Annotated in this window: 13 protein-coding genes; 11 read left to right on the plus strand and 2 right to left on the minus strand. The window is 65.7% G+C overall.

The window, feature by feature from the left end; translation table 11 throughout:
* Nucleotides 1-205 precede the first annotated feature (205 nt).
* The 9 genes from groES to fusA all read left to right on the plus strand — a co-directional run bounded on the left by groES (nucleotide 206) and on the right by fusA (nucleotide 9,290).
* Nucleotides 206-493: a co-chaperone GroES gene (gene groES, locus E5K04_RS16295; RefSeq protein ID WP_136555897.1), complete on the plus strand. Its 288-nt coding sequence runs from the start codon at nucleotides 206-208 to the stop codon at nucleotides 491-493.
* Between the two features lie 63 nt (nucleotides 494-556).
* Entirely contained in the window at nucleotides 557-2,200 is a 1,644-nt protein-coding gene (gene groL, locus E5K04_RS16300) for a chaperonin GroEL (RefSeq protein ID WP_136555898.1), read from the plus strand.
* Nucleotides 2,201-2,308: 108 nt separating this feature from the next.
* Nucleotides 2,309-3,055, plus strand: a complete 747-nt coding sequence (locus tag E5K04_RS16305) for a Nif3-like dinuclear metal center hexameric protein (RefSeq protein ID WP_136555899.1) — start codon at nucleotides 2,309-2,311, stop codon at nucleotides 3,053-3,055.
* Nucleotides 3,056-3,173: 118 nt separating this feature from the next.
* On the plus strand, nucleotides 3,174-3,758 hold the full coding sequence (petA, locus tag E5K04_RS16310; RefSeq protein ID WP_136555900.1) for a ubiquinol-cytochrome c reductase iron-sulfur subunit: 585 nt from the start codon (nucleotides 3,174-3,176) through the stop codon (nucleotides 3,756-3,758).
* Between the two features lie 17 nt (nucleotides 3,759-3,775).
* Nucleotides 3,776-5,152: a cytochrome b gene (locus E5K04_RS16315; RefSeq protein ID WP_136555901.1), complete on the plus strand. Its 1,377-nt coding sequence runs from the start codon at nucleotides 3,776-3,778 to the stop codon at nucleotides 5,150-5,152.
* Nucleotides 5,153-5,168: 16 nt separating this feature from the next.
* On the plus strand, nucleotides 5,169-5,930 hold the full coding sequence (locus tag E5K04_RS16320; RefSeq protein WP_136555902.1) for a cytochrome c1: 762 nt from the start codon (nucleotides 5,169-5,171) through the stop codon (nucleotides 5,928-5,930).
* 144 nt (nucleotides 5,931-6,074) lie between these two features.
* Nucleotides 6,075-6,677, plus strand: coding sequence for a glutathione S-transferase N-terminal domain-containing protein (locus E5K04_RS16325; RefSeq protein WP_136555903.1), 603 nt, complete (start codon nucleotides 6,075-6,077; stop codon nucleotides 6,675-6,677).
* A complete protein-coding gene (locus E5K04_RS16330; RefSeq protein ID WP_136555904.1) occupies nucleotides 6,677-7,096 on the plus strand; it encodes a ClpXP protease specificity-enhancing factor in 420 nt (139 codons plus the stop codon). Before E5K04_RS16325 ends, E5K04_RS16330 begins: the two co-directional genes overlap by 1 nt.
* A 163-nt stretch (nucleotides 7,097-7,259) precedes the next feature.
* On the plus strand, nucleotides 7,260-9,290 hold the full coding sequence (fusA, locus tag E5K04_RS16335; RefSeq protein ID WP_136555905.1) for an elongation factor G: 2,031 nt from the start codon (nucleotides 7,260-7,262) through the stop codon (nucleotides 9,288-9,290).
* A 66-nt stretch (nucleotides 9,291-9,356) separates the two neighbouring features.
* Here fusA and E5K04_RS16340 read toward each other — a convergent pair whose 3' ends face one another.
* The gene (locus E5K04_RS16340; RefSeq protein ID WP_136555906.1) at nucleotides 9,357-10,655 is read right to left on the minus strand and encodes an ammonium transporter; all 1,299 of its coding nucleotides are present in this window, start codon (nucleotides 10,653-10,655) and stop codon (nucleotides 9,357-9,359) included.
* A gap of 31 nt (nucleotides 10,656-10,686) precedes the next feature.
* Nucleotides 10,687-11,025, minus strand: coding sequence for a P-II family nitrogen regulator (gene glnK, locus E5K04_RS16345; protein WP_136555907.1), 339 nt, complete (start codon nucleotides 11,023-11,025; stop codon nucleotides 10,687-10,689).
* Between the two features lie 263 nt (nucleotides 11,026-11,288).
* Here glnK and E5K04_RS16350 point away from each other — a divergent pair, with 263 nt between their 5' ends.
* A complete protein-coding gene (locus E5K04_RS16350) occupies nucleotides 11,289-11,570 on the plus strand; it encodes an accessory factor UbiK family protein (RefSeq protein WP_136555908.1) in 282 nt (93 codons plus the stop codon).
* A gap of 3 nt (nucleotides 11,571-11,573) precedes the next feature.
* A partial coding sequence (locus E5K04_RS16355; protein WP_136555909.1) for a magnesium chelatase domain-containing protein occupies nucleotides 11,574-12,227 on the plus strand: 654 nt, incomplete at its 3' end.

Raw genomic sequence — 12,227 nt, forward strand, 5'->3', positions numbered from 1 at the left:
CTTTTGTCTCGCGTGGGAATATCAATACATGAATTTTGCACGCTGCCGCCGCATTCTTCCAGTTGAGGATGAATTTCATGTTGCCCCCCTTGAAAACCTCTTCCCCCGTCCCTACCATTAGCACTCGTTGGTGGTGAGTGCTAACCGCCACCCGTTTGTAGCTTGAAACATCCCTTTTCAACGCCACTGCTATCAGGAGTGAACAATGGCAATCCGTCCCCTGCACGACCGCGTCGTCATCAAGCGTCTTGAGGCTGAAGAGAAAACCGCTTCCGGCATCGTTCTGCCGGGTGCTGCCGCCGAGAAGCCGGACATGGGCGAGGTCATCGCCGTCGGCAACGGCAAGATCCTCGAGAACGGCGAGCGCCGTGCGCTTGAGCTGAAGGTCGGCGACAAGGTGCTGTTCGGCAAGTACGCCGGCCAGTCCGTCAAGATCGACGGCGAAGAAGTACTGGTGATGCGTGAAGAAGACGTGATGGGCATCGTCGAGTAAGACGCGACGCGCCTCGAACCCATCATCTGAAACTCGATTGATCAAGAATTCTGGAGATTAGCAATGGCTGCTAAAGACGTACGCTTCGGCGATTCCGCCCGCGCAAAAATGGTTGTCGGTGTCAACATCCTGGCTGACGCCGTAAAAGTAACCTTGGGCCCGAAAGGCCGCAACGTGGTGCTGGACCGCTCGTTCGGCGCGCCGACCATCACCAAGGACGGCGTGTCGGTCGCCAAGGAAATCGAACTGAAAGACAAGTTCGAGAACATGGGCGCGCAGATGGTGAAGGAAGTCGCCTCCAAGACTTCCGACGTGGCCGGTGACGGCACCACCACCGCCACCGTGCTGGCGCAGGCAATCGTGCAGGAAGGCATGAAGTACGTGACCGCCGGCATGAACCCGATGGATCTGAAGCGCGGCATCGACAAGGCCGTGATCGCCCTGGTCGACGAGATCGCCAAGATCGCCAAGCCGTGCGCGACCACCAAGGAAATCGCGCAGGTCGGCTCCATCTCCGCCAACTCCGACACCGACATCGGTGAAATCATCGCCACCGCGATGGAGAAGGTCGGCAAGGAAGGCGTGATCACCGTCGAAGACGGCAAGAGCCTGAACAACGAGCTGGACGTGGTCGAGGGCATGCAGTTCGACCGTGGCTACCTGTCGCCGTACTTCATCAACAACCCGGACAAGCAGGCCGCGATCCTCGAGAACCCCTTCGTGCTGCTGTTCGACAAGAAGATCAGCAACATCCGCGACCTGCTGCCGGTGCTGGAGCAAGTGGCGAAGAGCGGCCGTCCGCTGCTGATCATCGCTGAAGACGTCGAAGGCGAAGCGCTGGCAACGCTGGTGGTCAACACCATCCGCGGCATCCTGAAGGTCGTGGCCGTGAAGGCGCCGGGCTTCGGCGACCGCCGCAAGGCCATGCTGCAGGACATCGCGATCCTGACCGGCGGCACCGTGATCGCCGAAGAAGTCGGCCTGACGCTGGAAAAGGCGACCATCGACATGCTGGGCCAGGCCAAGCGCATCGAAGTGGCCAAGGAAAACACCACCATCATCGACGGTATCGGTGAAGTGACTGCGATCCAGGCGCGCGTCGGCGAGATCCGCAAGCAGGTGGAAGAAGCGACCTCCGACTACGACCGCGAGAAGCTGCAGGAGCGTCTGGCCAAGCTGGCCGGTGGTGTGGCAGTAATCAAGGTTGGCGCAGCCACCGAAGTCGAAATGAAAGAGAAGAAGGCCCGCGTCGAAGACGCGCTGCACGCGACCCGTGCCGCCGTCGAAGAAGGCGTGGTGCCGGGCGGTGGCGTTGCGCTGCTGCGTGCCCGCGCCACCCTGGCCAGCGTTGCCACCAGCAACACCGACCAGGAAGCCGGTGTGAAGATCGTGCTGCGCGCCATCGAAGCGCCGCTGCGCCAGATTGTGCAGAACGCCGGTGACGAGCCGTCCGTGGTGGTCGCCAAGGTGCTGGAAGGCAAGGGCAACTTCGGTTACAACGCGGGCTCCAGCGAGTACGGCGACATGATCGAGATGGGCGTGCTGGATCCTGCCAAGGTCACCCGTACCGCGCTGCAGCACGCTGCTTCGGTCGCCGGTCTGATGCTGACCACCGACTGCATGGTCGCCGAACTGCCGGAAGACAAGCCGGCTGCGCCGGACATGAGCGCCATGGGCGGCATGGGCGGCATGGGCGGCATGATGTAAGCTGCCGGACACCGTCCGACACGAAAACCCCGCGAGTCACTCGCGGGGTTTTTTCATGCCCGCGCGCCTTACAATGGCACGCATTCACCGCAAGCAAAGGACAGGACAATGCAAAGGGACGATCTGATCGCGCTGATCGACAGCTGGCTCGAGCCGTGGCGCTACCGCGACTACAGCCCGAACGGGCTGCAGGTCGAGGGGCGGGCCGAGGTGCGCAAGGTGGTGTGCGGGGTGACCGCCTCGCAGGCGCTGATCGACGCAGCCATCGAGCGCGGCGCCGATACCGTGCTGGTCCATCACGGTTACTTCTGGAAGGGGGAGGACGCGCGGGTGGTCGGCATGAAGCGCGCGCGCCTGGCCAAGCTGCTTGCACACGACATCAACCTGATCGCCTACCACCTGCCGCTGGACGCGCACCCGGAGTTGGGCAACAACGCCCGCCTCGGCGCACTGCTCGGCGTCGAGGTGGCGGGGCAGGCAGGCGAGCAGGGGCTCTTGTGGCACGGCACGCTGGCCAAGCCCGAGCGTGCGGCTGATTTTGCCAAAAGGCTGTCGATGACGCTCGGGCGGGACGCGCTGTTGGTCGGCGACGAAGGGCGGCTGCTCAACCGCATCGCGTGGTGCACCGGTGGCGCGCAGGGCATGTTCGGCGACGCGATCGCACTGGGGGTGGACGCCTTCGTGACGGGCGAGGCATCCGAGCGCAACGCACACGAGGCAAGGGAGAGCGGCGTGGCGTTCATCGCCGCTGGCCATCACGCGACCGAGCGTTACGGCATCCAGGCGCTGGGGGCGCGGCTTGCGGAAGAGGCCGGCCTTATCGTCGACTACGTCGAAGTCGACAACCCGATTTGAATGAAAGTTGGCTGCGCACCGCACAATTTATTTGCATATTCACTTCAAGTCCCTAGGCGGAATCGGGTAAACTTGCGCGGTATACAAGCTCGATTCCATGTTTGAGGATGACTTTAAAATGAGTGAGCAGAAAGTCGATGCGGGGCGTCGCCGTTTCCTGACCGTCGCCACCACCGCCGCAGGCGGGGTGGCCGCGGCCGGGGTCGCCACGCCGTTCCTGATGAGTTTCTTCCCGTCGGAGCGGGCCAAGGCTGCCGGTGCCCCGGTCGAGGTGGATATCAGCAAGCTCGAGCCCGGCCAGAAGATCAACGTCGAATGGCGCGGCAAGCCGGTGTGGGTGCTCTCGCGCACGCCCGAGCAGCTCAAGGCGCTGCCGACGGTCAACGGCGACGTGCTGGACCCCAACTCCGAAATGCCGATGCAACCGGCTTATTGCCAGAACGAGTTCCGCTCGATCAAGCCGGAAATCCTGGTCGCCGTCGGCATCTGTACCCACCTTGGTTGCTCGCCGACCTACCGCCCGGACCTTGCGCCGGCCGATCTAGGCCCGAGCTGGAAGGGCGGCTTCTACTGTCCGTGCCACGGCTCCAAGTTCGACCTTGCCGCCCGCGTCTACAAGGGCGTACCGGCACCCAAGAACCTCGAGATTCCTCCGCACAAATACCTCACCGAGACCAGGCTCTTGGTCGGTGACGACAAATAAGCTAGGGAAGGCCTGATATGAGCAAAGGACAAACCATTGTGGAAAACGCGAGCGAGCGCGCGGCCGACGCGGCTCGCCCGGGTGCGGGGGGCAAGGTACTCGAGTGGATCGACGCGCGCTTCCCGCTGTCGTCGTCGCTGAAGGCGCACGTCACCGAGTATTACGCGCCGAAGAACTTCAACTTCTGGTACTTCTTCGGTTCGCTGGCGATGCTGGTGCTGGTGATCCAGATCGTCACCGGTATCTTCCTGACCATGAACTACAAGCCAGACGCGACGCTGGCGTTCATGTCCGTCGAGTACATCATGCGCGACGTGTCGGGCGGCTGGATCATCCGCTACATGCACTCGACCGGCGCGTCGATGTTCTTCGTCGTCGTCTACCTGCACATGTTCCGCGGCCTGATCTACGGCTCGTACAAGCAGCCGCGAGAGTTGGTGTGGGTGTTCGGCACGCTGATCTTCCTCGCGCTGATGGCCGAGGCGTTCATGGGCTACCTGCTGCCGTGGGGCCAGATGTCGTTCTGGGGCGCGCAGGTGATCGTCAACCTGTTTGGCTCGCTGCCGGTGATCGGCCCCGACCTGTCGGTGTGGATCCGCGGTGACTACGTGGTGTCCGACGCGACGCTGAACCGCTTCTTCGCACTGCACGTGATCGCAGTGCCGCTGGTGCTGCTCGCGCTGGTGGTGGCCCACCTGGTCGCGCTGCACGAAGTCGGCTCCAACAACCCGGACGGCGTCGAGATCAAGAAGCTGAAGGACGAAAACGGCATCCCGCTGGATGGCATCCCGTTCCACCCGTACTACACGGTGAAGGACGTGCTGGGCGTGGTGGTGTTCCTGATCGTGTTCTCGGCCATCCTGTTCTTCGCGCCGGAAGGCGGCGGCTACTTCCTGGAAGCGCCGAACTTTGACCCGGCCGATCCGCTGAAGACCCCTGCGCATATCGCGCCGGTGTGGTACTTCACCCCGTTCTACGCGATCCTGCGCGCGGTGCCGTCGTTCTTCGGCACCCAGGTGTGGGGTGTGCTGGCGATGGGCGGCGCTGTCGTGCTGATCGGCCTGCTGCCGTGGCTGGACAAGAGCCCGGTCAAGTCGATCCGCTACCGCGGCCCGAAGTTCAAGGTGATGCTGACCCTGTTCATCATCTCCTTCATCGGTCTGGGCATCCTGGGCGCGATTCCGTCGACCGACGTGCGTACCGTGGTCGCACAGGTGATGAGCTTCGTCTACTTCGCGTTCTTCCTTGCGATGCCGTTCTACACCAAGAACGACGTCGGCAGCACGCCGGTTCCGACCCGCGTGACGATGTCGACGCCGGCCCGCCAGGTGCGCTTCGCGATCCTGTGGGCGGTGACCATCATCGGCGCGGCGCTGTTCGCGATGTACGTGTAAACGGGGGACGCTTCAAATGACCAAGACGATTCGACAACTGATCGCGGCCGCCGTCCTCGCCCTGCCGATGGCCGGTGCCCTGGCCGCTGGCGGTGGCGCACATCTGGACAAGGCGCCGATCGACATCAAGGATACCGAGAGCCTGCAGCGCGGCGCGCAGATGTTCACCAACTACTGCCTGTCGTGCCACTCGGCCAACGCGATGCGCTGGAACCGCCTGCAGGATATCGGCCTGTCCGAGCAGCAGATCAAGGACAACATCCTGCCGCCGGGCGCCAAGATCGGCGACCCGATGAAGGTGGCGATGACGCCGGCGGACGCCAAGGCGTGGTTCGGCGCGATGCCGCCGGACCTGTCGGTGATCGCCCGCTCGCGCGGTGCGGACTACGTGTACAGCTACTTGCGCAGCTTCTACAAGGATCCGACCCGCGAGACCGGCTGGAACAACCTGGTGTTCGACAAGGCCGCGATGCCGCACGTCTTCTTCGAGTGGCAGGGCGAGCAGGTGCTCAAGCACGAGAAGGGCGCAGACGGCCACGAGGTCGCCAAGCTCGAACTGGTGAAGGCCGGCACGCTGACCAAGCTGGAGAACGGCAAGGCCAATACCGCCGAGTACGACAAGCGGATGGCCGACCTGACAAACTACATGGTGTTCATGGGTGAGCCCTCGCAGGTCAAGCGCCACCAGCTGGGCTACATCGTGCTGCTGTTCCTGATCGTGGTGATGCTGCCCCTGGCGTATCTCTTGAAGAAGGAATACTGGCGCGACGTCCACTGAGACGGGGCCAGACTGTGACAGCGGGGGCGCAAGCCCCCGTTTTTCTTTTTGCGATCAGTCGCTTGCCGCATCCGGCTGGCGATGCTGCTTGACATCGGTTAAAATGCCTGATTCGCATAGACGCAACAAGGACACACGTTAACCATGATGACTCTGTATTCCGGTACCACCTGCCCGTTCAGCCAGCGTTGCCGCATCGTGTTGCACGAGAAGGGGATGGATTTCGAAATCATCGACGTGGACCTGCACAACAAGCCGGAAGACCTGGCGGTGATGAACCCGTACAACGAGGTGCCGGTGCTGGTCGAGCGCGATCTGATCCTGCACGAATCGAACATCATCAACGAGTACATCGACGAGCGCTTCCCGCACCCGCAGCTGATGCCGGCAGACCCGGTGATGCGCGCGCGTGCCCGCCTGTTCCTGTTCCGCTTCGAGACCGAGCTGTTCCGCCACGTGAAGACGCTGGAAGGCGGCGCCACCGGCAAGGAAGCTTCCAAGGCGCGCGAGGCGATCCGCGACGGGCTGACCACCATCGCGCCGATCTTCGCCAAGCAGAAGTTCGTGCTGGGCGACGAGTTCTCGATGATCGACGTGGCGATCGCCCCGCTGCTGTGGCGTCTCGAGCACTACGGCATCGATCTGGGCAAGAGCGCTGCGCCCATCCTCAAGTACGCCGAGCGCCTGTTCCAGCGCCAGTCCTTCATCGACTCGCTGACGCCGTCCGAAAAGGCGATGCGCAAGTAATGGGCACCAGCACCAAGCCCTACCTGTTGCGTGCGCTCTACGAGTGGTGCTGCGACAACGGCCAGACGCCGCACCTGTTAGTGTGGGTCGACGCGCGTACCCAGGTGCCGCTCGAATTCGTGAAGAACAATGAGATCGTGCTCAACGTCGGCCCGTCCGCCTGCCGAGCGCTGAAGATCGACAACGACTGGATCTCGTTCTCGGCGCGTTTCGGCGGCGTCGCCCGCGAGATCTGGATCCCGGTCGGCAACGTGATGTCGATCTTCGCGCGCGAAAGCGGCGAGGGCATGGGCTTCGAGGTCGAGACGGAAGAGTCGCCGGACGAGGCGCCGCCGGCGCCTGAGGCGGGTGCATCCGTACCCGACGACGAGCCGCCGCCCCGCCCGTCCGGACCGCCGTCGCTACGCATCGTTAAGTAAAGGGCTACACCCGACATCCGCCCGGCTTCGCAAGGAGCCGGGCGGAAGTTTTTTGATCTGGCGCATTGGCTTGGCAGGCGCTTTCATTCCAGAATGATGTCATCGGCCGCCGGCCGAGGTGGCTGCGGCGACCGCCTTCGACATCCAGTCCGGGAGCAGAGCCATGTCCACCCCATCCGTCCATGCCTTGCGTAATCTCGCCCTCGTCGGCCCTGCCGGCAGCGGCAAGACAACCCTCACCGAGGCGCTGCTGTTCGCCGCCGGCGCGATCGCCAGCCGCGGCAGCGTCGAGCGCGGCGACACTGTCAGCGACTTCGACCCGCAGGAGCACGCGCTCGGCCACTCGGTATTCCCGGCGCTCGCCGCGTGCGAACGCGAGGGCATCCGCCTGCAACTGATCGACACCCCCGGGCTACCGGCGCTCGCCGCCCGCGCGCTGTGCGCGGTCGAGGCGGTCGAGACCGCGGTGCTGTGCATTCCGGCGGCCGGCGGTGTCGACGCGCAAGCGCGGCGCCTGTTCGCCGGCGCGGCGGGCGCGTGCCGGATGGTCGTCGTCAACAAGGTCGACGCCCCCGGCGTCGACTACGCGGCCTTGCTGGCCAGCCTGCGCGACGCGTTCGGCGCGGGCTGCCTGCCGCTGAACCTGCCATCGGCCGACGGCAGCGGCGTCGCCGACTGCTATTTCTCGCCGGATTACGACGCGGCCACCGCCGGCACCTCGGTACGCGCCGCGCACGACGCGCTGGTCGACCAGGTGGTCGAACTGGATGAGGCGCTGATGGCGCGCTACCTCGAGCAGGGCGAATCGCTGGAACCTGCGCAACTGCACGCGCCGTTCGAGGCCGCGCTGCGCGCGGGGCATCTGGTGCCGGTGTGCTTCGTGTCCGCGCGCAGCGGCGCCGGCGTCGACGCGCTGCTCGACGTGTTTGCCCGTCTCGCACCCGACCCGGGCGAAGGCAAGGCACCGGCCTTCGTGCAAGGCGAGGGGGCGGATGCCCGTCAGGTTCAGGTGCTGCCAGAGGCAGCCGCGCATGTGCTTGCGCATGTGTTCCAGGTGCACAACGACCCGTACCGCGGCAAGCTCGCGCTGTTCCGCATCCATCAGGGCACGCTTCAGAGCGGCGCGCAGCTTTATATCGGCGACGCGAAGAAGCCGCTGCGGGTCAGTCATCTGCTCAGGGTGCAGGGCAAGCAGCAGGTCGAGGTGGCCGCCGGCGGCCCCGGCGAGATCCTGGCGCTGGCCCGCATCGACGAGTTGCACCGCGACGCGGTGCTGCACGACAGCCACGACGAGGACGGCTTCCACCTGGTGCCGCCGCCCTTCGCGCAACCGGTCGCCGGCGTCGCCCTCAGCGCGGCCAAGCTCGGCGACGAGCAGAAGCTCGCCGACGCGCTCGCCATGCTGTGCGAGGAGGACGCGGGCATCCGCGTCGAGCGCGACGCGCAAGGCAAGCAACTGGTGCTGCGCGCGCAGGGCGAGGCGCACCTGAAGCTGTTGCTGTCGCAACTGGCCGCGCGCTGGTCGCTGAAGCCCCTGACGGCGCCGCCGACGGTCGCCTACCGCGAGACGGTCAGCGCGAGCGCGCAGGCGCGTTACCGCCACAAGAAGCAGAGCGGCGGTGCCGGCCAGTTCGGGGAAGTCGAGCTGAAGGTCGAGCCGCTCGAGCGCGGCGAGGGTTTCCAGTTTGTCGACCAGGTCAAGGGCGGCACCATCCCGGGCACCTTCATGCCGGCGGTCGAGAAGGGGGTGCGGCAGGCCCTGGCCGACGGCGTGCTGGCTGGCTTCCCGGTGGAGGATGTGCGGGTGTGCGTGCTCGACGGCAAGCACCACGCGGTCGACTCCAACGAGGTGTCGTTCGTGACCGCCGCGCGCCACGCGACGGCGGACGCGTTGCGCGAAGCCGCGCCCCTGCTGCTCGAGCCGATCGGAGAGGTGACGGTGCGCATGATGGATGCCGACTTCGGCCCGGTGTCCGCCGAGCTGACCCAGCGCCGCGGCCGCTTGCAGGGCAGCGAGGCGCCTGCGCCCGGCGTGACCGAGCTGCGCGCGTGGGTGCCGCTGGCCGAGATGGATGGCTTCGAGGCGCGCCTGCGCGGCCTGCTCGCCGGCGAGTGCGACTTCTGCCTCGCGTTCAGCCATTACGAGCGGGTGCCGGACGACGTGCGGCGGCGGGTGTTCCCGGCGGCCGGTTAAGGCAGAAATAAAAAGGGGGCGCCTCGCGGCGCCCCAAGTCCCTTACCACAACAACACAGCTTGCCCTTATTCGACCCGTTCGCCGTGCAGGCGTACGTCCAGGCCCTCGCGTTCTTCTTCTTCGGTGACGCGCAGGCCCATGGTCAGGTCGATGACCTTCAGCAGCACGAAGGTGACGATCGCGCAGTACACGATGGTGACGCCGGCGCCGATGGCCTGGGTGACGAGGCTGCCGTCGACGCCGCCGATTGCCTTGACCGCCAGCGGGCCGGTCAACAGCGCGCCGACGATGCCGCCGATGCCGTGTACGCCGAACGCGTCGAGCGAGTCGTCGTACTTCATCATGTGCTTGAGGCCGGTGGCGCCCCAGTAGCAGACGAGGCCGGACACCGCGCCGATTAGCAGCGCGCCCTTGGCGTCGACAAAACCTGCGGCCGGGGTGATGGCAACCAGACCTGCCACCGCGCCCGAAGCGATGCCCAGCACCGACGGTTTGCCCTTGAGTGCCCATTCGGCGAACATCCAGGCCAGCGCAGCGACGCCGGTGGCGATCTGCGTGGTCATCATCGCCATCGCGGCGCGGCCGTCGGCGGCGACTGCGGAGCCGGCGTTAAAGCCGAACCAGCCCACCCACAGCATGGACGCGCCGACCAGCGTCAGCACCAGGTTGTGCGGCGCCATCGGCTCCTTGCCGTAGCCGACGCGTTTGCCCAGCACCAGACAGCACACCAGGCCGGCGATGCCCGCGTTGATGTGGACGACAGTGCCGCCGGCAAAGTCGAGCACGCCGTGGTCGAACATCCAGCCGCCCGGTGCCCACACCCAGTGCGCGACCGGCACATAGACTACCAGCGACCACAGGGCCATGAAGACCAGCATCGCCGAGAACTTCATGCGCTCGGCGAACGCGCCGGTGATCAGTGCCGGCGTGATGATCGCGAAGGTCAGCTGGAACATCATGAACACCGGCTCGGGAATGGTCGCGGCCAGCGGGTGAACGGTCAGCTTGCCCTCATCCTTGAGGAAGGTGAGGCCGTCGAGCAGCACGCGGTCAAAGCCGCCGATCAGGCTGTTGCCCGGCATGAAGGCGAGGCTGTAGCCGATCACCACCCACAGCACGGTCATCAGCGCGGTGATCGAGAAGCTCTGCATCAGCGTCGAGAGCACGTTCTTCTTGCGCACCATGCCGGCGTAAAAGAGCGCGAGGCCCGGGATGGTCATGAACAGCACTAGCGCGGTCGAGGTCATCATCCACGCGGTGTCGCCGGCGCTGATCTTGGACGCCTCGACCAGTTCGGGCGCGGCGCCGGCGAAGGCCGGCATGGCGGCCGCAGCGAGGGCGGCGCAACTTGCGATTTTTTTCATGTTGGTTCTCCCCTTTAAAAACTTGTGCCGCTCAGACCGCGTCGGTGCCGGTCTCGCCGGTACGGATGCGCACGACCTGTTCGAGGTCGCTGACGAAAATCTTGCCGTCGCCGATCTTGCCGGTACGCGCGGTGTTCTCGATCGCCTCGATCACCTGCTCGAGGATGTCGTCTTGGATCGCGATCTCCAGCTTGACCTTGGGCAGGAAGTCGACGACGTATTCGGCGCCGCGGTACAGCTCGGTGTGGCCCTTCTGGCGGCCGAAGCCCTTGACCTCGGTGACGGTGATGCCCTGCACGCCGATGGCGGAGAGCGCCTCGCGGACTTCGTCCAGCTTGAACGGCTTGATGATGGCGGTGATCAGTTTCATGGTTCGCTCCTGTCCTCTGTGGTTTGGGGTCTGGCCGCTAGGGCGCCGTTAGCGCTTGGCAGGGCAAATGCACAAAGCGTGCCAGAGTGCCGCAAGCCTTGTCTGGCGGGTGGTGCGCGGGTGATCCATTCGGCATGCACCGGCAACGGGAAGGGCGAGGCACCAGTGTGGTGCGTGGTGCAGGGGTGGATGCACCCGCCCCGAGCGCCTGCGGCTTTGCTAAACTGCACGCATCAACCTGATGACATACCTAGGAGCCAACGATGCTGAGCCAGAAACTGTTTGACGAGATCAGCGCGAAGATCAGCGAGACCATCGCCGCCAGCCCGGCCAAGGACATCGAGAAGAACGTCAAGGCGATGATGGCGGCGACTTTCGCCAGGATGGATCTCGTCACCCGCGAGGAATTCGACGTGCAGCAGGAAGTGCTCGCCCGCACCCGCGAGCAGCTTGCGGGACTGGAAGCGCGCCTGTCCGCGCTGGAGGCGGCCAGTGCACCGGCGCCGGGCTCGCCCGAGGAGCAGGCCAACCTCGGCCTGTCCTGAGCGATGACGCTGGCGGTCGCGCACGGTAGGGCCCTGAACGGGGTCGACGCCGTCGCGGTCGACGTCGAAGTCCACCTCTCCAACGGCCTGCCGGCGTTCACGCTGGTCGGCCTGCCCGACACCGAGGTGCGCGAGAGCCGCGAACGCGTGCGCTCGGCACTCTTGGTGTCGGGCTTTGTTTTTCCCGCGCGGCGCATCACGGTGAACCTCGCGCCGGCCGACTTGCCCAAAGGGTCCGGCGCGTTCGACCTGCCGCTGGCGATGGCGCTGTTGGTCGCCTCCGGCCAGTTGCCGGCGCAGGTGCTGGCAGGGCGCGAGTTCGCGGGCGAGCTGGGGCTGACCGGCGAGCTGCGGGCCGTGCGCGGCGTGCTGCCGATGGCGCTCGCGGCGGCCAGAAGCGGCCGGGCGCTGGTGGTGCCGGCGGCCAACGCCAGTGAAGCCGCGCTGGCTGGCGGGACGGATACCCGCCTCGCGGGTTCGCTTGGCGAGCTGGTCCGGGCGCTTGCCGGCGGCGAGCCTTTGCCTGTGCCGCCCGCGGCCGTGGCGGTGCCTGGCGAGACCCTGCCGGACCTTGCCGACGTGCGCGGCCAGCATGCTGCCCGGCTCGCGCTGGAAGTCGCCGCGGCCGGTGGCCACCACCTGTTGTTGTGCGGGCCG

This window comes from Crenobacter intestini, assembly GCF_004919095.1.
GTDB lineage: Bacteria > Pseudomonadota > Gammaproteobacteria > Burkholderiales > Chromobacteriaceae > Craterilacuibacter > Craterilacuibacter intestini.